This is a genomic window from Pseudoalteromonas carrageenovora IAM 12662, from assembly GCF_900239935.1.
GTDB classification, from domain to species: Bacteria; Pseudomonadota; Gammaproteobacteria; order Enterobacterales; family Alteromonadaceae; genus Pseudoalteromonas; species Pseudoalteromonas carrageenovora.
Map to the genome: position 1 here is coordinate 26,367 of NZ_LT965928.1, position 23,189 is coordinate 49,555.

24 protein-coding genes, 2 tRNA genes and 3 rRNA genes are annotated in these 23,189 nt (G+C 42.1%); 21 read left to right on the forward strand and 8 right to left on the reverse strand.

What is annotated here, in order from left to right; all coding sequences use genetic code 11:
- Positions 1-12 precede the first annotated feature (12 nt).
- A complete protein-coding gene (gene def, locus ALFOR1_RS00115) occupies positions 13-519 on the reverse strand; it encodes a peptide deformylase (RefSeq protein WP_104641689.1) in 507 nt (168 codons plus the stop codon).
- A gap of 119 nt (positions 520-638) precedes the next feature.
- Here def and ALFOR1_RS00120 point away from each other — a divergent pair, with 119 nt between their 5' ends.
- The 6 genes from ALFOR1_RS00120 to hemF all read left to right on the forward strand — a co-directional run bounded on the left by ALFOR1_RS00120 (position 639) and on the right by hemF (position 5,570).
- The gene (locus ALFOR1_RS00120; RefSeq protein WP_058548165.1) at positions 639-1,760 is read left to right on the forward strand and encodes a LysM peptidoglycan-binding domain-containing protein; all 1,122 of its coding nucleotides are present in this window, start codon (positions 639-641) and stop codon (positions 1,758-1,760) included.
- 31 nt (positions 1,761-1,791) lie between these two features.
- Positions 1,792-2,883 carry a DNA-processing protein DprA gene (gene dprA / locus ALFOR1_RS00125; RefSeq protein WP_104641690.1) on the forward strand — a complete coding sequence of 364 codons (1,092 nt, stop codon included), beginning with the start codon at positions 1,792-1,794 and terminating at the stop codon, positions 2,881-2,883.
- A gap of 1 nt (position 2,884) precedes the next feature.
- On the forward strand, positions 2,885-3,358 hold the full coding sequence (locus ALFOR1_RS00130; RefSeq protein WP_104641691.1) for a DUF494 family protein: 474 nt from the start codon (positions 2,885-2,887) through the stop codon (positions 3,356-3,358).
- A gap of 95 nt (positions 3,359-3,453) precedes the next feature.
- Complete coding sequence (locus ALFOR1_RS00135; protein ID WP_058548162.1) at positions 3,454-4,029, forward strand: DNA topoisomerase family protein; 576 nt, start codon at positions 3,454-3,456, stop codon at positions 4,027-4,029.
- 25 nt (positions 4,030-4,054) lie between these two features.
- On the forward strand, positions 4,055-4,618 hold the full coding sequence (locus ALFOR1_RS00140) for an L-threonylcarbamoyladenylate synthase (RefSeq protein WP_104641692.1): 564 nt from the start codon (positions 4,055-4,057) through the stop codon (positions 4,616-4,618).
- A gap of 1 nt (position 4,619) precedes the next feature.
- Entirely contained in the window at positions 4,620-5,570 is a 951-nt protein-coding gene (hemF, locus tag ALFOR1_RS00145; protein ID WP_058548160.1) for an oxygen-dependent coproporphyrinogen oxidase, read from the forward strand.
- 81 nt (positions 5,571-5,651) lie between these two features.
- On the opposite strand, the gene ALFOR1_RS00150 is transcribed toward hemF, so the two are convergent.
- On the reverse strand, positions 5,652-6,089 hold the full coding sequence (locus ALFOR1_RS00150) for a group II truncated hemoglobin (RefSeq protein WP_104643590.1): 438 nt from the start codon (positions 6,087-6,089) through the stop codon (positions 5,652-5,654).
- Between the two features lie 54 nt (positions 6,090-6,143).
- Between ALFOR1_RS00150 and aroE the strand changes: the two genes are divergently transcribed.
- Both aroE and ALFOR1_RS00160 read left to right on the forward strand, forming a co-directional pair.
- Positions 6,144-6,968, forward strand: coding sequence for a shikimate dehydrogenase (aroE, locus tag ALFOR1_RS00155; RefSeq protein WP_058548159.1), 825 nt, complete (start codon positions 6,144-6,146; stop codon positions 6,966-6,968).
- Positions 6,965-7,225 (forward strand): DUF1488 family protein, encoded by a 261-nt coding sequence (locus ALFOR1_RS00160; protein WP_104641693.1) that lies wholly within the window; start codon positions 6,965-6,967, stop codon positions 7,223-7,225. The genes aroE and ALFOR1_RS00160 overlap by 4 nt, the downstream gene beginning before the upstream one ends.
- On the opposite strand, the gene ALFOR1_RS00165 is transcribed toward ALFOR1_RS00160, so the two are convergent.
- Complete coding sequence (locus tag ALFOR1_RS00165) at positions 7,208-7,744, reverse strand: gamma carbonic anhydrase family protein (RefSeq protein ID WP_104641694.1); 537 nt, start codon at positions 7,742-7,744, stop codon at positions 7,208-7,210. The genes ALFOR1_RS00160 and ALFOR1_RS00165 overlap by 18 nt on opposite strands.
- A 589-nt stretch (positions 7,745-8,333) precedes the next feature.
- Between ALFOR1_RS00165 and ALFOR1_RS00170 the strand changes: the two genes are divergently transcribed.
- The 13 genes from ALFOR1_RS00170 (at position 8,334) to ALFOR1_RS20415 (ending at position 20,016) form a co-directional block, all read left to right on the forward strand.
- Positions 8,334-9,869: ribosomal RNA gene (locus tag ALFOR1_RS00170) — 16S ribosomal RNA — on the forward strand.
- Positions 9,870-9,945: 76 nt separating this feature from the next.
- Positions 9,946-10,022: transfer RNA gene (locus ALFOR1_RS00175), tRNA-Ile, on the forward strand.
- Between the two features lie 67 nt (positions 10,023-10,089).
- A tRNA-Ala gene (locus tag ALFOR1_RS00180) sits at positions 10,090-10,165 on the forward strand.
- Positions 10,166-10,466: 301 nt separating this feature from the next.
- Positions 10,467-13,356: ribosomal RNA gene (locus tag ALFOR1_RS00185) — 23S ribosomal RNA — on the forward strand.
- Between the two features lie 203 nt (positions 13,357-13,559).
- Positions 13,560-13,674 (forward strand): 5S ribosomal RNA (rrf, locus tag ALFOR1_RS00190).
- The 16S, 23S and 5S rRNA genes sit together here with 2 tRNA genes alongside, the layout of an rRNA operon.
- Before the next feature lie 321 nt (positions 13,675-13,995).
- On the forward strand, positions 13,996-14,928 hold the full coding sequence (locus ALFOR1_RS00195) for a hypothetical protein (RefSeq protein WP_058548826.1): 933 nt from the start codon (positions 13,996-13,998) through the stop codon (positions 14,926-14,928).
- Positions 14,929-14,950: 22 nt separating this feature from the next.
- Positions 14,951-15,850, forward strand: coding sequence for a DUF350 domain-containing protein (locus ALFOR1_RS00200; protein WP_104641695.1), 900 nt, complete (start codon positions 14,951-14,953; stop codon positions 15,848-15,850).
- A gap of 3 nt (positions 15,851-15,853) precedes the next feature.
- On the forward strand, positions 15,854-17,575 hold the full coding sequence (locus ALFOR1_RS00205) for a polyamine aminopropyltransferase (RefSeq protein WP_104641696.1): 1,722 nt from the start codon (positions 15,854-15,856) through the stop codon (positions 17,573-17,575).
- A gap of 81 nt (positions 17,576-17,656) precedes the next feature.
- Positions 17,657-18,070, forward strand: coding sequence for a YjfI family protein (locus ALFOR1_RS00210; RefSeq protein WP_006793818.1), 414 nt, complete (start codon positions 17,657-17,659; stop codon positions 18,068-18,070).
- A 24-nt stretch (positions 18,071-18,094) separates the two neighbouring features.
- Entirely contained in the window at positions 18,095-18,787 is a 693-nt protein-coding gene (locus ALFOR1_RS00215; RefSeq protein WP_058548823.1) for a PspA/IM30 family protein, read from the forward strand.
- 72 nt (positions 18,788-18,859) lie between these two features.
- Entirely contained in the window at positions 18,860-19,498 is a 639-nt protein-coding gene (locus tag ALFOR1_RS00220) for a DUF4178 domain-containing protein (RefSeq protein WP_104641697.1), read from the forward strand.
- Positions 19,495-19,815 carry a hypothetical protein gene (locus ALFOR1_RS00225; protein ID WP_058548821.1) on the forward strand — a complete coding sequence of 107 codons (321 nt, stop codon included), beginning with the start codon at positions 19,495-19,497 and terminating at the stop codon, positions 19,813-19,815. Before ALFOR1_RS00220 ends, ALFOR1_RS00225 begins: the two co-directional genes overlap by 4 nt.
- Positions 19,816-19,830: 15 nt before the next feature.
- A complete protein-coding gene (locus tag ALFOR1_RS20415) occupies positions 19,831-20,016 on the forward strand; it encodes a hypothetical protein (protein ID WP_058548820.1) in 186 nt (61 codons plus the stop codon).
- A gap of 20 nt (positions 20,017-20,036) precedes the next feature.
- Here ALFOR1_RS20415 and ALFOR1_RS00230 read toward each other — a convergent pair whose 3' ends face one another.
- The 5 genes from ALFOR1_RS00230 to ALFOR1_RS00250 all read right to left on the reverse strand — a co-directional run bounded on the left by ALFOR1_RS00230 (position 20,037) and on the right by ALFOR1_RS00250 (position 23,115).
- Positions 20,037-20,441, reverse strand: a complete 405-nt coding sequence (locus tag ALFOR1_RS00230; protein WP_058548819.1) for a hypothetical protein — start codon at positions 20,439-20,441, stop codon at positions 20,037-20,039.
- 10 nt (positions 20,442-20,451) lie between these two features.
- Entirely contained in the window at positions 20,452-20,964 is a 513-nt protein-coding gene (locus ALFOR1_RS00235) for a hypothetical protein (protein WP_058548818.1), read from the reverse strand.
- A gap of 112 nt (positions 20,965-21,076) precedes the next feature.
- On the reverse strand, positions 21,077-22,453 hold the full coding sequence (locus tag ALFOR1_RS00240) for a class II fumarate hydratase (RefSeq protein WP_104641698.1): 1,377 nt from the start codon (positions 22,451-22,453) through the stop codon (positions 21,077-21,079).
- A 10-nt stretch (positions 22,454-22,463) separates the two neighbouring features.
- On the reverse strand, positions 22,464-22,829 hold the full coding sequence (locus ALFOR1_RS00245) for a hypothetical protein (protein ID WP_227006902.1): 366 nt from the start codon (positions 22,827-22,829) through the stop codon (positions 22,464-22,466).
- A gap of 100 nt (positions 22,830-22,929) precedes the next feature.
- The gene (locus ALFOR1_RS00250) at positions 22,930-23,115 is read right to left on the reverse strand and encodes a hypothetical protein (RefSeq protein WP_058548816.1); all 186 of its coding nucleotides are present in this window, start codon (positions 23,113-23,115) and stop codon (positions 22,930-22,932) included.
- Positions 23,116-23,189 lie beyond the last annotated feature (74 nt).

Here is a 23,189-nt window from a genome sequence, read left to right on the forward strand (position 1 = left end):
CTAAGGTGCTTATTACTGTGCTGCAAATTTAGCTTCTTTTTCAAGCTTTTTACGAATACGTTGGCGTTTTAGTGGTGATAAGTAATCAATAAATAGCTTACCTTGTAAGTGATCAAGCTCGTGTTGAATACAGATAGCCAGTAATTCGTCTGCATCTAATACAAACTCTTCACCGTTTTCGTTAAGCGCTGCAACAGTTACTGTTTCTGCACGGTCTACTTTTGCGTACGAGTTAGGTACTGATAAACAGCCTTCTTCGCTTACGGTAGAGCCGTCTTTTTTGATAATTTGTGGGTTAATAAGTACTAAAGGCTCATCGCGCTCTTCAGATACATCAATTACCACGATGCGTTGATGAATATCTACTTGCGAGGCTGCTAAGCCAATACCATTTTCATCATACATAGTTTCTAGCATGTCTTTAACAATTTGGCGTACTGTATCGTCAACTTGTTCAACGTCTTTTGCTACTGTACGTAAACGCTCATCTGGGAATCTTAAAACTTCTAACCTAGCCATAGTTACCTTTTTACACTTGTGCTTAATTTAGGGTATTGTATGCTCTTATTTTAGCCATTAGCGTTCCCCTTTAACAGGTTTTGGACAATAATAATGAAAAAACAATACAAGGAAGCTCAATGAAATCTCCATTACTTGCAATCATGCTTGCGTTAAGTGCTGCTTTTCCGGCAGTTGCTGATGTACTTAAAATAAAAAAAGATGCACCAAAACAGTATGTTGTAAAAAAAGGCGATACACTTTGGGATATTTCAGGCATTTATTTAGATGAGCCATGGCTGTGGCCTGAACTTTGGCAAATGAATCCACAAATTGATAACCCTCACCTTATTTACCCTGGTGATGCGCTCGCTTTAATATATGACGCTGATGGAAATCCACGTTTGGTGATTAATAAAGCGTATAGAAAACTATCTCCTCAAGGGCGCATTACACCAAAAGGCACTAATGCAATAACTACTTTACCACTTGAAATGATCAAACCTTACATCAGTTACGAGCAGGCAATTGATAGTGACGATATAAAAGATATGCCTTATGTTTTAGGTGCAAACGAAAATACTAAAACACAAACCTTAGGCCATATTTTGTATGTTAAAGGTGACTTAAAAGTACACAAAGCGTATGCCATTTATCATGAAGGCGAACCTTATACCGACTTAGAAACCGGTGAAGTACTCGCAACGCGTGCCTCTTATGTGGGTATGGCGCGTGCATTTAGAACGGGCGATGAGCAAAATGGAGTACCTTCATCATTACGTGTTGAGTCTGTTAAACGTGAAATTCAGCAAGGTGATTTTTTAATGCCAGCAATGCAAGGGCAATTACTTCCTGCATACTTTAATATTCATCGCCCAGACAATGCAGTATCGGGTCATGTTATTGCATCTCCGCGCCAAGTAAGAGAATTCAGCACAATGGATGTTGTAGTGCTAAACTTAGGTCGCGACCAACTAATAGAGCCAGGGCATGTGCTTGATTTAGAACGTCAGTCTCCGACAGTTATTGATGGCCCTCGTGGTCCTCGTTATCCTGAGGATTCGAGTAAATTCGAAAAATTACTATCTGACGCTAGTCAGTTATTTGGTGATGAGTCTGATGAAGAAAATACTACGTGGACAATGCCTAAAGAAAAAGTTGGAGAGCTTATTGTTTTCAAAGTGTATGACAAAGTAAGTTATGCATTAATAACTAAAAATCAGCACCCAATTCGCATTGGAGATATTGCAGTTATTCATTAAGAAGTAGCGAGTCGGTGCTCTAGGAGAGAGCATGGATCAATCATCTGGCAAGCTAGCCCACTGGCTTGCCTTTTATATGTGTAAAGGGTTGGGCATTAAAACCCTTTTGGCACTATCTCAAACACATTCCCTTGTTTCGTTATTTGATTTGTCGAGTAATGAGCTTCAGCAACTTGGCTTAACGGCAAATCAGGCCAGTAATTTACTTGGTACTAATTGGCAGCAAGTTGATTATTACCAGCAACAAATAATGCAAAACAATATAACTGTTATATGCTTTTTTGATGCGCTTTACCCCACCGATTTAAAGCAAATAGCCAGTGCTCCATTACTTTTGTTTTGCAAAGGCGACACATCATTACTTTCCAGTCCGCAAATAGCGATTGTCGGTAGTCGAAATGCCACACCGACAGGGCTTGAAATAGCGTCAGAATTTGCATATCAACTTACTCTTGCGGGTATAACGGTAACCTCTGGTATGGCGCGAGGAATAGATGGTGCAGCACACAAAGGAGCCTTAGCCGGAAGTGGAAAAACAATTGCAGTGTTAGGTACTGGGGTTGATATTTACTACCCAAAGCGCCATAAATTATTAACAGACCAAGTGTTAGAGCATGGTTTGCTGATCAGTGAGTTTTTACCTGGTACGGCTGCTAATGCGCATAACTTTCCTCGCCGTAACCGTATTATTTCAGGGCTATCGTTAGGGGTTTTAATAGTAGAGGCTGAAATTAAAAGTGGCTCGTTAATTACTGTACGTTATGCACTTGAGCAAAATAAAGAGGTGTTTGCAGTACCGGGTTCTATTAAAAACCCGCTTGCGCAAGCAAGTCACTTTTTAATAAAGCAGGGTGCAAAACTAGTTGAAAACGTAACTGATATATTAGATGAAGTGAGCTTTTCTTATCAAAGCGGTCTATATAATAAAGACGAACCTGTTAACGAAGAGTCAGACTGTGAGGTATTAAATAGTATTGGTTTTGAGGTAACCAGCGTTGACGATATTGTACGCCGCGCTCAGTGGCCTATAGATAAAGTATTGGCTAGGTTGCTTGATCTAGAGTTAGACGATCAGATTGAGCGAGTGTTAGATGGCTACATAAAGTTAAGTACCCGGGGGTAATATGTTTGATATTCTTATGTATCTTTTTGAAAACTACATCCATAACGAGGCCGATATTTATGTTGAGCAAAATCAGCTAACGGATGAATTACTTCGTGCTGGTTTCAATAAACCTGAAATATTTAAAGCGTTAGATTGGTTAGAGCAACTTGCAGATTTACAGTACAGCGACGAGTCGCCTTACTTAATTACTAAGCCTCAACATGCCATAAGGGTGTTTACCGACAGTGAATGCCAAATGCTTAATGTTGAATGCCGTGGTTTTTTAATGTTTGTTGAGCAAATAGGCGTTATTAATAGTGTAACCCGAGAAATGGTTATGGACCGCCTATCAGCACTAGATAAACCATATATAGGATTAGACGATTTAAAGTGGGTAGTGCTCATGGTGCTCTTTAATGTACCTGGCTCTGAAGAGGAGTATGGACAAATGGAAGATTTAATTTTTGACGAACCCAGCGAGCTTTTACATTAAAAGCTCGCTCAAACTACTTAAAGGCATATGCACAGCTTGTATCTTTAAGTGGTTTGGGTATATTAGGCGAAAATTCATTAACCTTTAGGATCAGCATGAGTAAAATCGACCATTCGCTTTTCTCAGCGGATAAGCACGCCTTAGAAAAAGAATACGAAATATGCCCACAGTGCGGTTCTGAACTGGTTATACGTAATAGTAAGTCGGGTCCATTTTTAGGCTGTGCTAGTTACCCTAAATGCGATTTTATTCGCCCTCTTGCTCATCACGACAGCAATGAAATTAAAATACTTGAAGATTCGGCTTGCCCACAATGCACTAAACCGCTGGTGGTTAAGAATGGCCGTTATGGTATGTTTATTGGTTGTACGGGGTATCCCGAGTGCCATTACATTGCTAACGAAGATGATGAAAAGCAAAACGAAGAGGCGTTACCTCCTTGCCCTAAATGCAAAAAGGGGCACTTAGTTGCGCGAAGTAATAAGTTTGGAAAAACGTTTTACTCCTGCGATAGCTACCCTAGTTGTAAGTACACATTAAATAATAAACCTATAGCAATACCATGCCCAGAATGTGATTGGCCACTCGTAATCGAGAAAAAAATGTCCAATGGCACTGTGCTACAATGCCCGCAAAAAAGTTGCATGCACAAGCTTGCCCCAACTAAATAACGTTTAATCAATTTTGGAGAGTATTTTGTCAAACCCCTCTAATACGCCTACGGCTGTTTCGTGTTTAGAACAAGGTGGCGTTATTTTATATCCAACCGAAGCTGTTTTTGGTTTAGGTTGCGATCCAGATAACCAACAAGCTGTAGAGCAGTTATTGGTTATTAAACAGCGACCAGTAGAAAAAGGTCTTATTTTAATCGCTGATAATTACGGTCAGTTATTAAAGTATGTTGACGATGCTAAATTACCAATGGATAAGCGCGCTGATATATTCTCTAGTTGGCCTGCACCTATTACTTGGGTTATGCCAGCAGCTAAAAGCACACCTAAATGGCTAACTGGCCAATTTGATACCATCGCTGTGCGCGTTAGCAACCACCCAACAGTAAAACGTTTATGCCAGGAGTTTGGTAAGCCACTCGTTTCAACAAGTGCAAACTTAACGGGTCAAGAAACCGTAACAAGCATTGCACAAGCCCAGCTGCAATTTGCAGAGCAAGTAGGCTTTTATGTTGACGAGCCGTTAGGCGGTAACACGCAACCAAGTACAATTAAAGATGCCATGACCGGCAAAGTGTTTAGAGGTTAATATGCAAAGCGAATTATTAGAACAAGTAAAAGCCTACTTTATGGCTTTGCAAGACACTATTTGCCAAGGCTTAGAAAGGGCTGATGGCAGTGCAAAGTTTGTAGAAGACAGTTGGCAGCGCGCCGAAGGTGGCGGGGGTCGTACCCGAGTAACCACTAATGGTAACGTAATTGAACAGGGCGGCGTTAATTACTCTCATGTATTTGGCGCATCCATGCCAGGCTCTGCTACTGCGCATAGGCCAGAGCTTGCTGGGCGTAGCTTTCATGCTTGTGGTGTATCGTTAGTTATTCATCCTAAAAACCCACATGTACCTACAAGTCACGCCAATGTACGCTTTTTTATTGCTGAAAAAGAAGGTGAAGAGCCTATTTGGTGGTTTGGTGGTGGATTTGATTTAACCCCTTTTTACCCTGTATTTGAAGACGTACAGCATTGGCATCAAGTAGCACACGATATTTGCGCACCGTTTGGCAGCGACGTTTATCCAAAATACAAAACCTGGTGCGATGAATATTTTTACTTAAAACACCGCGACGAAACACGTGGTGTGGGTGGGCTATTTTTTGATGATTTGAACGAGCTAGGGTTTGAGCAGAGCTTTGCATTTATGCAATCTGTGGGCAATGGCTTTTTAGATGCTTACTTACCTATTATCGAACGTCGCAAAAATGATGAATTTACACAGCAACAACGTGATTTTCAGCTTTATCGTCGCGGTCGCTACGTTGAATTTAATCTAGTGTGGGACAGAGGCACGTTATTTGGGTTGCAAAGTGGTGGGCGTACTGAGTCTATATTAATGTCTATGCCACCATTGGCGCGCTGGGAATACAATTATAAACCAACTGCAGAGAGTGCTGAGGCTGACTTATATCAATACTATTTACGCCCTCAAGACTGGCTAACAACTCAACCAAATGATTTGATAGCCCGGGAGTGGCAGTTGTAAATAAGCGCTAAATGTTTAAATACATTTTAGGATAAGACAAATCCACTTACTAAATAGGCGCCTAACAGCGCCTTTTGCTATTTAGGGCTCATTAATCATATGTGTGGCAAGTTGACCAAACGATTGCTTCAAGCCTTCACGCAGTAGTGGGTTATCCACTTCTATATCGAGGGTTTTATTCATGCAATACATCCATTGATCACGTAGGTCTTTATTTATTGAAAAAGGCATATGGCGTTTACGCAGCATAGGTTGGCCATGTTTTTCAGTAAATAGGCTAGGTCCGCCTAACCAACCAGATAAAAATTCAAAAAATACTTGGCGAATTCGATCTAATGGCAGAGGATGCATATCATATAATGGTTTAGCGTATTCATCTGACTCCATTATGTCGTAGAATCTATTAGCAATAGCACGGACACCGGTTTCTCCACCAATTATTTCGTACGGTGTTTTTTCAGGAGTAGGGGCTTGTTGCTCAGGAGTTGGCTTAGATTTAGAAAAAAGTCGTTTAATCATATTACTTATCATCGTTAATAGGCAGTGTTATAGCTGCAAAGAGGTTGCTTTAAAATGGACAAATATGCGGTTTTTGGAAATCCAATCAAACACTCAAAATCCCCCGCGATACATAAACAATTTGCTATCTCACTGGGTGAGCAAATCGACTACCGCGCAATATTAGCACCTATAGATAACTTTGAAAAAACAGTATCGTCTTTTTTTGAGCAAGGTGGTAAAGGTGCCAATGTAACAATGCCATTTAAAGAGCAAGCTTTTGCTATGGCTGATGAACTAACTCCTCTTGCAAAAATAGTGGGCGCGGTTAATACACTCAAAAAAAGAGATGATGGTACATTATTAGGAGATAACACCGACGGTGTCGGCTTTGTAAATGATCTACTTGCAAATGAAGTAGTGATTGCTGATAAGCGTATTTTAATAATTGGTGCGGGCGGTGCTGCAAGGGGAGTTATATTACCTTTGCTTGAACAAAAACCCGCAGAAATCATTATTGTTAATCGCACAGCTCAAAAAGCACAGGACCTTGCTCAATTATTTTCTGAATATGGATCTGTTTCTGGCTTTGGTTTTAATGACTTACCAGTAAGTGATTACTCACTAATTGTCAACTCCACCTCTAGCAGTATGAATAACGAGTTACCCGCACTCAATAAAAAGTACTTGAAAGGCTGTGATGTTGCATATGATATGTTTTATTCGCAGACAAACACTATTTTTATGAGCTGGGTTGAAGAGCATAATAACAATACTAAGCTTTTAGATGGCAGTGGTATGTTAGTAGGGCAGGCAGCACAAGCATATTATGTATGGCATAACAAAATGCCCGAAATCCTCCCTGTAGTTAAAGCGCTTAAACAAGGCTCACTAAAATGAACCAAGCTATACAGTTTATAGATAGACTCGAATTTAGAGAGCCTGATCACCAGTTGGTGTTTTTTGCTCAAGTGAGTGGGATGCTGGTGGAGTGTGTTATTGCAGTCAAAACACTTAAACTAACTGATGAAAGTCATGCTACAGATTATTTTGAAAAATATCGTTTTGAATACGAAGAACGTGCCGAGCAACTAATAGAAGAAGAAAGTTATAACTCGGCAGGACAAATAGAGGTGGGCTTAGTAAACCTCAACTAAATATTCATCTTTTAGTTGCACATAGTTATCTGCAGATATTTTTAAAAAGGCGAGTTCCTGCTCAGTCAATGGGCGGGCTTGCTTTACAGGGCTTCCTACATACAGATAGCCTGATTCCAAGCGCTTATTTGGTGGTACTAATGAACCCCCACCAATAATAACATCATCTTCTACAGTTACATTATCCATAACAATAGCACCCATACCCACGAGTATACGGTTTCCAAGTACACACCCATGCAGCATCACCTTGTGACCAACCGTTACATCATCGCCTATTATAAGGGGGTAACCGTCTGGATTATTTTTAGTTGCACGCGATAAATGTAATACACTGCCATCTTGAATGTTAGAGCGCTCACCAATACGTATATAGTTAACATCGCCACGGGCAGCAACTAAAGGCCATACGCTACTATTATCACCCAGTTTAATATCGCCAACCAAAACTGATGACTCATCAACGTATACAGATGAATTAAACGAAGGCATTACACCTTTATAAGAACGGATTGCCATAGTTAGTACCTTTTTAGATAATAGTTATTAGCTCTGAGTGTATCAGTAAGGTTATTTCTGTACCACACAGGGTTCTTTTTGATTACAAAAGTATCAGTTTTAGGGGGGGGAGTTCAGATACTGACCGAACAGACTGTTTTTTTAGTTTTTCTTTAAAAAAGTACTTGCGTAAAAATCTGTTCTCCCTATAATGCGACCCCACTGAGACGGGAAACGCCGACGCATAGCAAGGCAGCAGCGGCTCAGAGAGTTAAATAAAACTTCGGTTTTGAATCTTCTAAAAAGAAAGTTTAAAACAAAGTGTTGACTCGAAAAATAAAGGGTGTATTATTCGCATCCCTTGAGACGCTAAAGCGACTCAAAACGTTCTTTAACAATATAAAGCAATCATCTGTGTGGGCACTCGTACAGATTGAGTTCTAACAGCCAACCTACTTCGGTAGCGAGGCAAACAAATTAGAGTCTCAATTGAAACTGAGTGACCAACAGAGTAATTACTTAGGTAGTTATTCAGCACAGTCAATTCAATATCGAAAGATATTAAATAAATTCAGAATTCATTGAGCTGTCGAAAGACATAAAACTTTTTTAATTGAAGAGTTTGATCATGGCTCAGATTGAACGCTGGCGGCAGGCCTAACACATGCAAGTCGAGCGGTAACAGAAAGTAGCTTGCTACTTTGCTGACGAGCGGCGGACGGGTGAGTAATGCTTGGGAACATGCCTTGAGGTGGGGGACAACAGTTGGAAACGACTGCTAATACCGCATAATGTCTACGGACCAAAGGGGGCTTCGGCTCTCGCCTTTAGATTGGCCCAAGTGGGATTAGCTAGTTGGTGAGGTAATGGCTCACCAAGGCAACGATCCCTAGCTGGTTTGAGAGGATGATCAGCCACACTGGAACTGAGACACGGTCCAGACTCCTACGGGAGGCAGCAGTGGGGAATATTGCACAATGGGCGCAAGCCTGATGCAGCCATGCCGCGTGTGTGAAGAAGGCCTTCGGGTTGTAAAGCACTTTCAGTCAGGAGGAAAGGTTAGTAGTTAATACCTGCTAGCTGTGACGTTACTGACAGAAGAAGCACCGGCTAACTCCGTGCCAGCAGCCGCGGTAATACGGAGGGTGCGAGCGTTAATCGGAATTACTGGGCGTAAAGCGTACGCAGGCGGTTTGTTAAGCGAGATGTGAAAGCCCCGGGCTCAACCTGGGAACTGCATTTCGAACTGGCAAACTAGAGTGTGATAGAGGGTGGTAGAATTTCAGGTGTAGCGGTGAAATGCGTAGAGATCTGAAGGAATACCGATGGCGAAGGCAGCCACCTGGGTCAACACTGACGCTCATGTACGAAAGCGTGGGGAGCAAACAGGATTAGATACCCTGGTAGTCCACGCCGTAAACGATGTCTACTAGAAGCTCGGAACCTCGGTTCTGTTTTTCAAAGCTAACGCATTAAGTAGACCGCCTGGGGAGTACGGCCGCAAGGTTAAAACTCAAATGAATTGACGGGGGCCCGCACAAGCGGTGGAGCATGTGGTTTAATTCGATGCAACGCGAAGAACCTTACCTACACTTGACATACAGAGAACTTACCAGAGATGGTTTGGTGCCTTCGGGAACTCTGATACAGGTGCTGCATGGCTGTCGTCAGCTCGTGTTGTGAGATGTTGGGTTAAGTCCCGCAACGAGCGCAACCCCTATCCTTAGTTGCTAGCAGGTAATGCTGAGAACTCTAAGGAGACTGCCGGTGATAAACCGGAGGAAGGTGGGGACGACGTCAAGTCATCATGGCCCTTACGTGTAGGGCTACACACGTGCTACAATGGCGCATACAGAGTGCTGCGAACTCGCGAGAGTAAGCGAATCACTTAAAGTGCGTCGTAGTCCGGATTGGAGTCTGCAACTCGACTCCATGAAGTCGGAATCGCTAGTAATCGCGTATCAGAATGACGCGGTGAATACGTTCCCGGGCCTTGTACACACCGCCCGTCACACCATGGGAGTGGGTTGCTCCAGAAGTAGATAGTCTAACCCTCGGGAGGACGTTTACCACGGAGTGATTCATGACTGGGGTGAAGTCGTAACAAGGTAGCCCTAGGGGAACCTGGGGCTGGATCACCTCCTTATACGATTTAGAACTTATTTGTTCGTAGTGTCCACACAGATGATTGTTAATTGTAAAGAGAACAACACTTATTGTTTGGGTCTGTAGCTCAGCTGGTTAGAGCGCACCCCTGATAAGGGTGAGGTCGGTAGTTCAAATCTACTCAGACCCACCACTTCTTCTTAATCTTATCACTAAGCTTAAAATGAAGTTGGTATACAAACAGTAAGACCAGCATATGTGGGGCTATAGCTCAGCTGGGAGAGCGCCTGCCTTGCACGCAGGAGGTCAGCAGTTCGATCCTGCTTAGCTCCACCACTTTACTTCTTAAAAATAAATATTCTTTATCGGGCAGCAAAATCGCCTGAGAATAGAGTGTGTTTAATTTTGAGAAGTTTTTGATTCTCTGCTCTTTAAAAATTTGGAAAAGCTGATAATAAAATTCTGATAGATACTTTGTATTTATCAAGAGTTTTCAAAAGTAAAAAAGAATGATAGCAGTATCATTCAGTGCCATTTAATCACTCTTTGAGTTGATTGATTGGTATCTACTTTAGTATTCAATATTAACTTCTGGCGAAGTTAAACTGTCACTAACAAAGACCCGTTTGGGTTGTATGGTTAAGTGACTAAGCGTACACGGTGGATGCCTTGGCAGTTGGAGGCGATGAAGGACGTATTAACTTGCGATAAGCCTAGTCAAGCTAGTAAAAAGCGCTTGAGACTAGGATTTCCGAATGGGGAAACCCACCTGCTTGCAGGTATCGTTAACTGAATACATAGGTTAACGAGGCGAACGCGGAGAACTGAAACATCTAAGTACCCGTAGGAAAAGAAATCAACCGAGATTCCGAAAGTAGCGGCGAGCGAAATCGGAACAGCCCTTAAGCTTATTATGTGTTAATGGAAGGCTCTGGAAAGTGCCACGATACAGGGTGATAGTCCCGTACATGAAAAGACATTTTAAGTGAAATCGAGTAGGTCGGAGCACGTGAAACTTTGACTGAATATAGGTGGACCATCATCTAAGGCTAAATACTCCCAACTGACCGATAGTGAACCAGTACCGTGAGGGAAAGGCGAAAAGAACCCCTGTGAGGGGAGTGAAATAGAACCTGAAACCGTGTACGTACAAGCAGTAGGAGCCTACTTGTTAGGTGACTGCGTACCTTTTGTATAATGGGTCAGCGACTTATATTTTGTAGCGAGGTTAACCGTATAGGGTAGCCGTAGGGAAACCGAGTCTTAACTGGGCGATTAGTTGCAAGGTATAGACCCGAAACCCGGTGATCTAGCCATGAGCAGGTTGAAGGTTGAGTAACATCAACTGGAGGACCGAACCCACTAACGTTGAAAAGTTAGGGGATGACTTGTGGCTAGGAGTGAAAGGCTAATCAAACCGGGAGATAGCTGGTTCTCCCCGAAATCTATTTAGGTAGAGCCTCGGACGAATACTTACGGGGGTAGAGCACTGTTAAGGCTAGGGGGTCATCCCGACTTACCAACCCTTTGCAAACTCCGAATACCGTAAAGTAATATCCGGGAGACACACGGCGGGTGCTAACGTCCGTCGTGAAGAGGGAAACAACCCAGACCGCCAGCTAAGGTCCCAAAGTCATAGTTAAGTGGGAAACGATGTGGAAAGGCCCAGACAGCCAGGAGGTTGGCTTAGAAGCAGCCATCCTTTAAAGAAAGCGTAATAGCTCACTGGTCGAGTCGGTCTGCGCGGAAGATGTAACGGGGCTAAACTATGCACCGAAGCTGCGGATTCAACGTTTACGTTGAGTGGTAGGGGAGCGTTCTGTAAGCCGTTGAAGGTGTGCCGGGAGGCATGCTGGAGGTATCAGAAGTGCGAATGCTGACATGAGTAACGATAATGCGGGTGAAAAACCCGCACGCCGGAAGACCAAGGGTTCCTATCCCATGTTAATCAGGGTAGGGTAAGTCGACCCCTAAGGCGAGGCCGAAAGGCGTAGTCGATGGGAAACGGATTAATATTTCCGTACTTGGTATAATTGCGATGGGGGGACGGAGAAGGCTAAGCAAGCATGGCGATGGTTGTCCATGTGAAAGTGAGTAGGGCGTTTGTTTAGGTAAATCCGGACGAACATTAAACCTGAGACACGAGACGAGTCACCAAGGTGATGAAGTTGTTGATGCCATACTTCCAGGAAAAGCCTCTAAGCTTCAGATTATACCGAATCGTACCCCAAACCGACACAGGTGGTCAGGTAGAGAATACTAAGGCGCTTGAGAGAACTCGGGTGAAGGAACTAGGCAAAATCGTACCGTAACTTCGGGAGAAGGTACGCTCCTATCTGTGATGAGACTTGCTCTCTAAGCGGACGGGAGCCGCAGTGACCAGGTGGCTGGGACTGTTTATTAAAAACACAGCACTGTGCAAAATCGCAAGATGACGTATACGGTGTGACACCTGCCCGGTGCCGGAAGGTTAATTGATGGGGTTATCCTTAGGGAGAAGCTCTTGATCGAAGCCCCGGTAAACGGCGGCCGTAACTATAACGGTCCTAAGGTAGCGAAATTCCTTGTCGGGTAAGTTCCGACCTGCACGAATGGTGTAACCATGGCCACGCTGTCTCCACCCGAGACTCAGTGAAATTGAAATCGCAGTGAAGATGCTGTGTACCCGCGGCTAGACGGAAAGACCCCGTGAACCTTTACTACAGCTTGGCACTGAACATTGAACCTACATGTGTAGGATAGGTGGGAGACTTTGAAGCAGAGACGCTAGTTTTTGTGGAGTCGTCCTTGAAATACCACCCTTGTAGTTTTGATGTTCTAACGTTGGCCCCTGAATCGGGGTTACGGACAGTGCCTGGTGGGTAGTTTGACTGGGGCGGTCTCCTCCCAAAGAGTAACGGAGGAGCACGAAGGTTGGCTAAGTACGGTCGGACATCGTACGGTTAGTGTAATGGTAGAAGCCAGCTTAACTGCGAGACAGACACGTCGAGCAGGTACGAAAGTAGGTCATAGTGATCCGGTGGTTCTGAATGGAAGGGCCATCGCTCAACGGATAAAAGGTACTCCGGGGATAACAGGCTGATACCGCCCAAGAGTTCATATCGACGGCGGTGTTTGGCACCTCGATGTCGGCTCATCACATCCTGGGGCTGAAGTCGGTCCCAAGGGTATGGCTGTTCGCCATTTAAAGTGGTACGCGAGCTGGGTTTAGAACGTCGTGAGACAGTTCGGTCCCTATCTGCCGTGGGCGTTTGAGAATTGAGAGGGGTTGCTCCTAGTACGAGAGGACCGGAGTGAACGAACCGCTGGTGTTCGGGTTGTCATGCCAATGGCATTGCCCGGTAGCTACGTTCGGAACTGATAAGCGCTGAAAGCATCTAAGCGCGAAGCAGGCCTCGAGATGATTTCTCACTAGACTTTTAAAGTCTCTGAAGGGCCGTTGAAGACTACAACGTTGATAGGCAAGATGTGGAAGTGGTGTGAGCCATTAAGCTAACTTGTACTAATTACCCGTGAGGCTTAACCATACAACGCCAAACGCGTTTTGTGACAGTGAAGCGACAGAAGTTAATAACTAGAGTAGATAGTTACTGAAAGACTTAAAAAATATTATCAGATATTTTCCAAATTTATGAGGTGACTCTTAGCGCGTAGCGTTAACATTGAGGCACCTTGCGCAAAGGAAAAAGCAGCACTACGTGCTTGTCATTACTCCTTTGCACCTAATTTGCTTGGTGACAATAGCGTTTTGGACCCACCTGATTCCATGCCGAACTCAGTAGTGAAACGAAACAGCGCCGATGATAGTGTAGCATTTGCTATGTGAAAGTAGGACATTACCAGGCTTCAAATTGTATAAAGCCCGACTAGAAATAGTCGGGCTTTTTTACGTCTGCAGAAAAGTAGAATACGCTTAGTTAATATAGACTCATCAAGCCTCTATCGCGTAGGTCGGGCGAAGCGTTTCCTGACGCTAAAATCACCGCAAGTACCTTTTTAAATAGGTGCTTCAATTCGAACCTTATTATATAGCTTCATATTTCACTAAATCATACTCTGATTACAGAGATGCTCGTTTCTTCTCACTTTGTTGCAATTTCATTCTTGGTTTAATAAGTGACCTGTGTAAAACTGTTGCGGTTAATTTTGTAAATCAGGTGACATGAATGTCGAATATAAAAGCTTGGAAACTTATGAGCCTGTTTTGTTTGTTCGCAGTGCTTATGGGTTGTCAATCTAAAGAAGAGCAGTTGCAACAAACAATTCAAGAGTCTATTAAAAAGGCAGATGTTGAGCTATCACAGCTTGGTACCGCGCTTGATAATGGGAGCATACGTAATGCTGTACTTTTAAAAGAGTACGGCCAACTTCTAAAACAGCAGCAACCAGAACTAAGTAAGGTTGTTGATGTAATTACCCTTGATGCCACAAGGCAAGGTGCACTTTATAGTGGTTTAACACAGCGACTTAAAGACATTAAAGGGACTTACTTAATTCCACCCTACGAAGATACGCTCCACAGTATTGATTTACTGCGTGAAGCTGTAAAGCCTACGTTGTTTTCAGATGCGTTGACCGATCCTATTAATATGCTTGCTGATATGTCAAAAGGCAGCCTTGCTCGTATTGGTGCAATTAGCCAGCAAGCTGAAGGAGAGGGGGTTGGTAACCAAATGGTAGGTAACCCTAATTATGGAAACTGGCAAACTAATAGTAACGGGATTAGCTTTTGGCAGTGGTACGGTATGTACCGTATTTTAGGTGATGTGTTCGATCGTGTTGAATACGGTAGCTGGAGTAAGCGTCGCAAGTATAGTTATTACAATGACTATGGCCGTGCTCGTTACTCAAGCCCTAAGCAAATTAAAACACAAAGCGCGCTTGAAACACGTACACGCCAATCATACCAACGCCAAGGTAAGCAGTTTACAAGCCCATATGCGAGCAAAAAAACAGGTGCAACGGGTTTAAGCCGTAGTAGTTATACGCCACCTAAAAGCCGCAGTAGTTACTCGCGTTCGAGCAGCTATAGCAATAGCTCAGGATCGGTACGTGATAGCGGTAGCAGAACCTCTCGTGGCGTGAGCCGTGGTAAGTAAAGAATAAGTTGGAGTTAGAAATATGTACGAATTTAATGGAATAACTATGTGGTCGCTACAAGCACTGGCGATTGATTTTGCAATTATTGTGTTGCTCTTTGTAAGCCTAAAATACATTAAAGGTTGGGTTTCAAATTTACATGCGAATGACGAAATAACAGAGCGCGATAACTTTGCTTTTGGTATTAGCTTTGCCGCAGGCTTGGTTGCCCTTGCAATTGTATTAACGGGCGTGAGCAGTGGAGCTTTTGCAGCGTCGCTTCAGCAAGAAGCACTGCAAATGCTAGGTTATGGTGTGCTAGCGATTGTATTAATTAAGTTAGGCCACTTTTTTCAAGATAAAGTAGCGCTACGTAAAGTAAGCCTACACGATGAAATTGTTAAAGGTAATGTAACAGCCTCTATAATTGACTTTGGTCATGTAGTGAGTGTTGCTATTGTTATTCGCTCTGCACTTTTGTGGGTAGCAACAGAGGGCTGGCACGGTCTGCCAATTGTAGTGGCAGCATTTATTATTGGAAGCTTTGTATTATTACTAGTAAGCCAATATCGCGTGCAACTATTTAAACGCACTAATAAAAGCGGCGACTGCTTACAACAAGCAATTATTGATGGAAACTTAGCAGTAGGCATCCGCTACGCTGGCTTTTTAGTTGGTAGTGCATTGGCAATTACTGCAGCAACAGGTATTGCACCTTATGCAGCCGATAACATCAATGCAAGCTTGCTTTACTGGGCTGTTAGCGCGGTTGTTTGCTTAATTGCATTTATTATTTTGCACTTAGTGACAATAAAAATTATTTTATCTGGCTGTGATATTTCAGATGAAGTAAATCGCCAAAAAAATGTAGGCGTAGCTACTATTTCTGCAGCGGTATCGTTTGCTGTTGGTATTACTATGGCAACTTTATTAGGCGCATAATCAGTGTCATTAACTAACACTAGCCCAAGTAAAGCACGTTTACTTGGGCACGATATATTACTTATTACGGTTATGGCCATACTCGCAGGGTGTGGCCTTATTTATGAATACTTACTTTCGCATTACGCAGGGCGTGTACTTGGCTCTGTAGAAAGCGCAATTTACGCCATGATTGGCACGATGATAGTGGCTATGGGCTTAGGTGCTTTTTTAGCTCGTTGGTTTAAAGATGCATTTACCGCTTTTGCTTGGCTAGAAAGTATAATTGCATTAGTTGGCATGGGCTGCATTTTAGCTATTGCTGGTGTGATTGCTGTAAGTTATTCGCTCCCTCATTTATTTTCTAGTATTTTTAATTTACCTCCCGATGTTGTACTTAACGGCTATGTATTTCAAAAGTTGCAAGAGTGGTCACGATTCCTTCCTTACGTATTTGGTTTAATACTGGGTTTATTTATTGGTATGGAAATACCGTTAATAGCGCGTATTCGCCAACATGTGTACGGGCGGTTTTTAGAAAACAACGCAGGAACAATTTACGGTGCCGATTATATTGGCGCAGGTATTGGCGCGGCTATTTGGGTAAGCATTATGCTCTCAATGCCTATAATGCAAGCTGCAGCGTGGACAGCACTTTTTAATATAATCGCAGGGCTTGCCTTTCTATGGCGCTACCATGCGCATGTGCGCTTTGCTAAGGCACTTTTAGTTTGTCATATCGTATTGCTGGCATTATTTGGGTTTATTTTAGTGCTGGGTAGTAGTTGGATGAATAGCTTAAGTAACGTGTTATATAAAGATAAAGTTATTTACTCTCAAGCCACTAAGTACCAGCATGTAGTGTTAACCGAACGCTTAAGTAAAAATCAGCCAGAGCCTATTACTGATTTATATTTAAATGGGCGCTTGCAGTTCTCAAGTATTGATGAGCAAATATATCACTCGATGCTGGTTTATCCGGCAATGCTTGCCTCAAACAGGCACGACCGCGTATTAATTATTGGTGGTGGCGACGGGCTTGCCCTTAGAGATGTTTTAAAATGGCCTGTGAGCGAAGTAACGCTGATTGATTTAGATGCTCAGCTGCTTAATTTATTTGGGCATAAAGACGGTGATTTTACGCCCCCAGAGCCTATTAATAACCGCCTATTAAAGCTAAATAATAAATCTATGCAAGACTCTCGTGCACATATAATTGTGGGTGATGCATTTTTAGAGGTTGAAAAATTACTCGATCAAAGTAAGCAATTTGACACTATTTTAATTGATTTACCCGATCCTAATCATCCCGATCTTAACAAAATGTACAGTGACTACTTTTATAACCATGTACGTCAACTATTGGCACCCGATGGCGCAATGGCAGTTCAATCAACATCGCCTTATCATGCTAAAAAAGCGTTTTTAAGCATAGCCAAAACGGTTAAAGCAGCAGGGTTTAGTTATGTTGAGCAATATCAGCAAAATATTCCTTCGTTTGGGCAATGGGGCTGGACTATTGCCACTAAAATGGGTCAACCCGCAAGTGGACGAATTAAAAACATAAGCGAAATGCCTGTGCCATCTAGGTGGGTTAGTAAAGAATATTTACTGGCAAGTTTTGTGTTTCCTAATCAGTATTTTGAACAAGTAAAAATCATTGAGGTCAATAGGTTAGGCTCTGGCCAGTTATACGATTATTACCGTACAGCTTGGCAAATAGAAAGCGAATTGTACAAAAATTAATAAAATAGGGTTGACATAATATGTCGGCCGTGCGAATCTTAACTCAGACATAATATGTCAAACGACAAAAAAGGCAGAGACATGGAATTAAATGAACTTTCAATAAAATTAGCTTCTTTTGAAACTGAAGGTGCTAACTTTGAGTCTTTCTTGATTGCCAATCCAGGTGAGCAAGATGTTTTACAAGTCATTGTTGACGGAAACGATGAGCTTCCAATTTTTGTTACGCAAACTCAAGAGCAGTTGTTATGTATTAGCTACTTGTTTGGCGAAGACGAAGTAAAAAGTGAATTACGCAACGAGTTAAACGAAACACTACTACGTTTAAACGTGCCAATTCCACTGAGTGCATTTGCTAAAATCGATAACAAATACGCGATTTTTGGTGCACTGTCGGTAAATTCATCGTTAGATGACGTTACCCACGAACTAGTGACACTAGCTGACAACGCTATTGACGCACTAGAAGCCGTGACCTTGTATTTAAACGATTAGTAACTAGTTAGTGGAGTTAAGATTATGAGTATTTTAAAAAAATTATTTACAGCAGTACGTGGCGGCGCTCGTGAAGCAGGCGAAGCAATTGTAGATGCAAACGGTATCCGAATTTTTGAACAAGAAATTGCAGATGCACAAAATGCACTTCACCGTGCTAAAAAAAGCCTTACAGAAGTAATGGCTAAAGAAATGCAAACTAAGCGTAAAATTAGCGCTGTTGATGCATCAATTGCTGAGCACGAAGCATATGCAGGCCAAGCACTTGAAAAAGGTAATGAAGCCCTAGCATTAGAAATTGCCGAAAAAATTGGTGACTTTGAAGCTGAAAAAGCTGAAAACGAGCAAGTATTATCTGGTTTTAGCAATCATATTGTGGCGCTTAAACAACAAGTTAAAGACGCTGAAAAGTCGATTAAAGAAAACCAACGTCAGCTTACTATGGTTAAAACCACAGAAAGCGTACAGCAAGCTACTATGGCTGTTAACAGCACGCTTAATACTAATAGCTCGTCTATGACATCGGCTCGCCAGTCGCTTGAGCGTATTAAGCAACGCCAACAGGATCGTAGCGACCAGCTTGGTGCTGCAAAGCAACTTGAGTCGGACGTAAATGGCGACGATTTAAAAGCAAAAATGGCTGAAGCCGGTATTGGCGATACAAGCCCAAAAAGTGCTGATATTTTAGCGCGCATTAAAGCCAAGCAAAACGGCTAATAGTTAGTACATTATTTATAAAAGGTAATTAAGCTTAGCTTAGTTACCTTTTTTGCTTAGGGATGCCTCATTATGTTTAATTTTTTCAAATCTAAAAAAGAGCCAGAACGTCAGCTTAATCATGCAAGCGAGCTTAAAAAAGGCGATATGTTTAGTGTTATCGACTCATTTGCATATCCGTCGTGGTTAAAAGGTGAAACGTTACGCGTTACTGATATTCAAACATACCAATATCAGCACAGTAGTGACACTGAGTTTGTGCTTGAGACCAACAGCGGACAGGTTGTATTTTTACAAATTGAGCAAGATGATGGTGAGCAGTTTGCTAACTTTTCAATAAAAATTCAGCGTGATGAAGTAGAGCAAATATTTGGATTAGATGACTTTGCGCGTATTTTTGATGAAGAATCATTAACTAATATCCAGGTGCAAAACACACCCGAGCGTTTTATGCAGTTTTTAGCTAAAAGCTATCAACAAAGTGAATCGCCATACGTATGCTACTTCCATAATAAAGACTTTCGTGGCCAGTCACTACCGCGTTATGAGCAAGAAGGTGGTGAGCCATGTGAAATGATTTGTTTAGCATCGCCTGACGAAGGGCATGGTTTAAATATCGAAATATGGGAAGGCGGTGAAACCGAAGTATCGCTAACGCTTACACGGCCAATCACCGATATCGTCGACTTATTTCCAGGAGATGCTAAGTGAGTGATGCTAAAGATAAGTGGTTACGCCAAGAGCAAGCCGTGCGTGCCACACAAATGGCATTTGATTTAAGTAGCGAAGTACAAAAGTCGATAAAAAAACAAGCCATCGATCAAGAGCTCACGCCATCAGACATGATCCGTAAAATTTTAGGTTTGGACGTAAAATCTAAAAAAACACGCCAGCGTTTATCGTTTAATTTAAATGACGACGAAATAGCACAACTCGCAACGCGGTTTGATGTACAAAGCGATGATAAGCGAGCCGTAAAGCAACAAGTAGCAGAGTTATTAATTGCTCATACTAAAAACACTAAGTAGTTAATTTAGATTTATATGAATATTATTTTAATTGCTTACCTAATTATTTTTGCTTTATTTGGCACAGCTGCGAGTTACTTTGTGCGATTTATTTATGCGTACTGGGTGCTTAAGCAAATGCCAATGAAATACATCATTAAAGCGGGAGTGTGCGTGGTGATGGTGTTAATAATTTCAGCGTTAATACCTTTTATAGGTTAACGCTGAAATTGACGTTTAAGCTATTTAATATCAAACGACTGGCATTGCTTATTAATACATAACGATTGCACTTCAAGTACAGGAGAGCAATCGGTTAAGCCTTGCGCTTTATTTTGTATCTCTTCTTGTTTTGTTATTTGTTGAGCAAGCTGTTCCGCTTCTTCTTGAGAGGTGTTTAGCGTTGAATAAACCGCGTATGTACTCGGTCCACCGCATGCGCGGGCGCCAACTTCAAGGACTTTGCACTGAAAGCTCGCGGTGCAACTATTATTGCTCACCATGTTATTCAGATCGTAGTTTAAGTCAGATAAAGTTTTGCTTTGTTCATTACCTGACGTTGCCGTGCTGGCACAGCCACTTAGTAATAAAAAGCTGCTAGCAATGCTTATAATTGATAGTTTAACTGCCGATGGTAAACAACTCATAACGTTATCCTTAAAATGCACTTACCGCTGAGCCTTCAAGTTTAACACATTTATTTTCAACACACTGCGTGCTTGGTGTCGTTAAATGCTGACAAATACTCATCATTTCATTTTGAGCATTGTAGTGGCTTTCAAGAGACGTGATTTTTTTACTTTGTGCTAAAACGTCAGTTTCATTAGCGGTTTTAGTTGAGTAAACGGCAAAGCTACTAGGGCCGCCACATGCACGACTGCCAACAGGGGTAACCCTACACTGCTCACTGGTGTCGCATTGATTATCAGCAATGAGCGAATTTAACTCGGTTTTAGCTGTTTTTATATCCTCAACAGATACTTTTTTTAACTCGGTATTTGAAAGTTTTTGTGCTGCTGATTTTGAGTGTTCTTTTTTATTTTCAACAAGCGTTGTTTGCGGTACTTCTTTTAATTTATTTTGAGTAGTTTGCTCTGTATCGGCTGATGTTGTTTCTAGGCAAGCAGTTAAACAAAGCGGTAAAAGTATGGCTAACAATGGGGTACGCATAACAAACCTTAATAGTGATGAAATATTCATCACTATCATACACGGTGCATTTTTTACGGCAATAAAAACTATATAATCAAGTAATTAAAGCCGTATTTAGATTTTCAAAAAACTACAAGCCACCTTGTGTGAGCTTAGTAGGGTTTAGTAGTTTTTCGAGCTCTTCGCGTGGTAAGTCAGTTTCTTGCTCGGCTACATCGATAATAGGTCGGGCTTCTCTGTAGGCTTGCTTAGCTATTTTTGCGGCTTTTTCGTAACCGATCACCGGATTAAGCGCTGTAACTAAAATTGGGTTTTTAGCCAATGCTTTGTCTATATTGGGTTGGTTAACTTTAAAGCTCGCAATAGCTTTATCTGCAAGGGCTTGTGCGCTATTAGCAAGTAGCTCAACACTTTGTAAAATATTATGCGCAATAACAGGTAACATCACATTCAGCTCAAAATTACCGGCTTGGCCTGCAACGGTAATAGTTGCATCGTTTCCTATTACTTGAGCGCTTACCATGGCTGCCGCTTCTGGGATCACCGGATTTACTTTACCCGGCATAATAGACGAGCCTGGTTGTAGTGCTTCAAGCTCTATTTCGCCAAGACCAGCAAGTGGACCTGAGTTCATCCAGCGTAAGTCGTTTGCTATTTTCATTTGTGCTACAGCGAGTACTTTTAACTGCCCTGAGAGCGCTACAATGGCATCTTGCGAACCAATATTATAAAAAAAGTTACTGCTTGGTTTAAAGCTTATACCCACATTTGCGCTTAAGTTTTTAGCAAACTTTGATGCAAACTCGCCATCGGCATTAATACCGGTACCAACAGCTGTACCACCTTGAGCAAGCTCACATACTCGCTCTAAGCTATGGCGAATGCCTGAGGCTGCGTTATTTACCTGTGATTGCCATGCACTGAGTGTTTGCTCAAACGTAACGGGCATCGCATCCATTAAATGTGTACGGCCTGTTTTAACTATTGCGCCAACTTCTGCCTTTTTTTGCTCTAAGCTTTGCGATAGTTTTTCAAGTGATGGTAGTAATTCATAAACTACGTTAATGGCACTACTAAGGGCAATGGCTGTAGGGACTACATCGTTAGAGCTTTGCCCCATATTTACGTCATCATTAGGATGAATTGACTCATTACCAATGCGAGTTGCAAGCGTTGCGATGACTTCATTGGCGTTCATGTTAGAGCTTGTACCTGAGCCGGTTTGGAAAATATCGACAAGGAAGTGCTCATAATGCTCGCCATCAATAATTTGTTGGCAGGCTTGCTCTATGGCCGTCGCTTTACTTTTACTCAAATGATTTAGCTCAAAATTACTCTGTGCAGCGGCTTGCTTAATGTAAGCAAGCGCCGTAATAAATTGCTTGGGCATTGTTAAGCCGCTAATTGCAAAGTTATTTACTGCGCGTTGGGTTTGCGCTTGATATAAAGCATCAGCAGGTACCTGTAACTCGCCCATACTGTCTGATTCTGTTCTAAAGTTACTCATATTTTACTCCTTAAAAAGGGTTGAATTCGTGACTAAGAACGCGCGCTTCACGTTCAAGTAATAAAAACTTGGCTGTGTTGTTATGCGTTTTGTAATAACGTTTTAATGCCAGTAATGGTTTATATAACTGCTCAAGGCACTGTTTGCGAATGGCATTGTGTATTAGAGGGTCGCACATTTTGTTGATAATTTCATATAGTGTGCGTTTTAAATAAAGCTCTTGAAGTAGAGGATTGCGTTGTTTTTCAAAGCTTTTAGCTAAGCTTAGAGCGGTTTCGATGTAGTTTGCCACGAGCATAGGGGCATGAAGGCCCGGACGTAAGCAATGACATGTTAGTTCATGATGATAATTACGCAGAGCGTGATCTGAAGACATAAAAAACCGACCTAAGTTAACGATAATAGTTATCATTACATTTAATCGGTTTCAGTGTAAACAGTTATTGTAAAAATTATTTACGGGTTTAAATTTAGTATCAATTGTAGCCAAGAATGAATATTTGGTCTGTTTCATGTTTTTTTAGCGCCTGTTGATTTTGGTTACAGTGAGAAAGTAAATCGATTACAGTGGCTCTACTATCACAGGCGCTACTAGGCTTTTCTATGTTTTTTTCTGTTACTGAGACAACAGCGTCTACAGCAGTGTATGGGGGTAAATGCATAATTTTGATCCTCTTTAATTAATATAAGTTGAGCCTTTTACAGACTCACTATAAAAAAGCATAATATATACCAA

Excerpts from the sequence above, each read along its gene's own strand:
- def (WP_104641689.1), bottom strand. The coding sequence starts at position 519 with ATGGCTAGGTTAGAAGTTTTAAGATTCCCAGATGAGCGTTTACGTACA.
- ALFOR1_RS00120 (WP_058548165.1), top strand. The coding sequence starts at position 639 with ATGAAATCTCCATTACTTGCAATCATGCTTGCGTTAAGTGCTGCTTTT.
- dprA (WP_104641690.1), top strand. The coding sequence starts at position 1,792 with ATGGATCAATCATCTGGCAAGCTAGCCCACTGGCTTGCCTTTTATATG.
- ALFOR1_RS00130 (WP_104641691.1), top strand. The coding sequence starts at position 2,885 with ATGTTTGATATTCTTATGTATCTTTTTGAAAACTACATCCATAACGAG.
- ALFOR1_RS00135 (WP_058548162.1), top strand. The coding sequence starts at position 3,454 with ATGAGTAAAATCGACCATTCGCTTTTCTCAGCGGATAAGCACGCCTTA.
- hemF (WP_058548160.1), top strand. The coding sequence starts at position 4,620 with ATGCAAAGCGAATTATTAGAACAAGTAAAAGCCTACTTTATGGCTTTG.
- ALFOR1_RS00150 (WP_104643590.1), bottom strand. The coding sequence starts at position 6,089 with ATGATTAAACGACTTTTTTCTAAATCTAAGCCAACTCCTGAGCAACAA.
- aroE (WP_058548159.1), top strand. The coding sequence starts at position 6,144 with ATGGACAAATATGCGGTTTTTGGAAATCCAATCAAACACTCAAAATCC.
- ALFOR1_RS00160 (WP_104641693.1), top strand. The coding sequence starts at position 6,965 with ATGAACCAAGCTATACAGTTTATAGATAGACTCGAATTTAGAGAGCCT.
- ALFOR1_RS00165 (WP_104641694.1), bottom strand. The coding sequence starts at position 7,744 with ATGGCAATCCGTTCTTATAAAGGTGTAATGCCTTCGTTTAATTCATCT.
- ALFOR1_RS00195 (WP_058548826.1), top strand. The coding sequence starts at position 13,996 with ATGTCGAATATAAAAGCTTGGAAACTTATGAGCCTGTTTTGTTTGTTC.
- ALFOR1_RS00200 (WP_104641695.1), top strand. The coding sequence starts at position 14,951 with ATGTACGAATTTAATGGAATAACTATGTGGTCGCTACAAGCACTGGCG.
- ALFOR1_RS00210 (WP_006793818.1), top strand. The coding sequence starts at position 17,657 with ATGGAATTAAATGAACTTTCAATAAAATTAGCTTCTTTTGAAACTGAA.
- ALFOR1_RS00215 (WP_058548823.1), top strand. The coding sequence starts at position 18,095 with ATGAGTATTTTAAAAAAATTATTTACAGCAGTACGTGGCGGCGCTCGT.
- ALFOR1_RS00220 (WP_104641697.1), top strand. The coding sequence starts at position 18,860 with ATGTTTAATTTTTTCAAATCTAAAAAAGAGCCAGAACGTCAGCTTAAT.
- ALFOR1_RS20415 (WP_058548820.1), top strand. The coding sequence starts at position 19,831 with ATGAATATTATTTTAATTGCTTACCTAATTATTTTTGCTTTATTTGGC.
- ALFOR1_RS00230 (WP_058548819.1), bottom strand. The coding sequence starts at position 20,441 with ATGAGTTGTTTACCATCGGCAGTTAAACTATCAATTATAAGCATTGCT.
- ALFOR1_RS00235 (WP_058548818.1), bottom strand. The coding sequence starts at position 20,964 with ATGCGTACCCCATTGTTAGCCATACTTTTACCGCTTTGTTTAACTGCT.
- ALFOR1_RS00240 (WP_104641698.1), bottom strand. The coding sequence starts at position 22,453 with ATGAGTAACTTTAGAACAGAATCAGACAGTATGGGCGAGTTACAGGTA.
- ALFOR1_RS00245 (WP_227006902.1), bottom strand. The coding sequence starts at position 22,829 with ATGTCTTCAGATCACGCTCTGCGTAATTATCATCATGAACTAACATGT.
- ALFOR1_RS00250 (WP_058548816.1), bottom strand. The coding sequence starts at position 23,115 with ATGCATTTACCCCCATACACTGCTGTAGACGCTGTTGTCTCAGTAACA.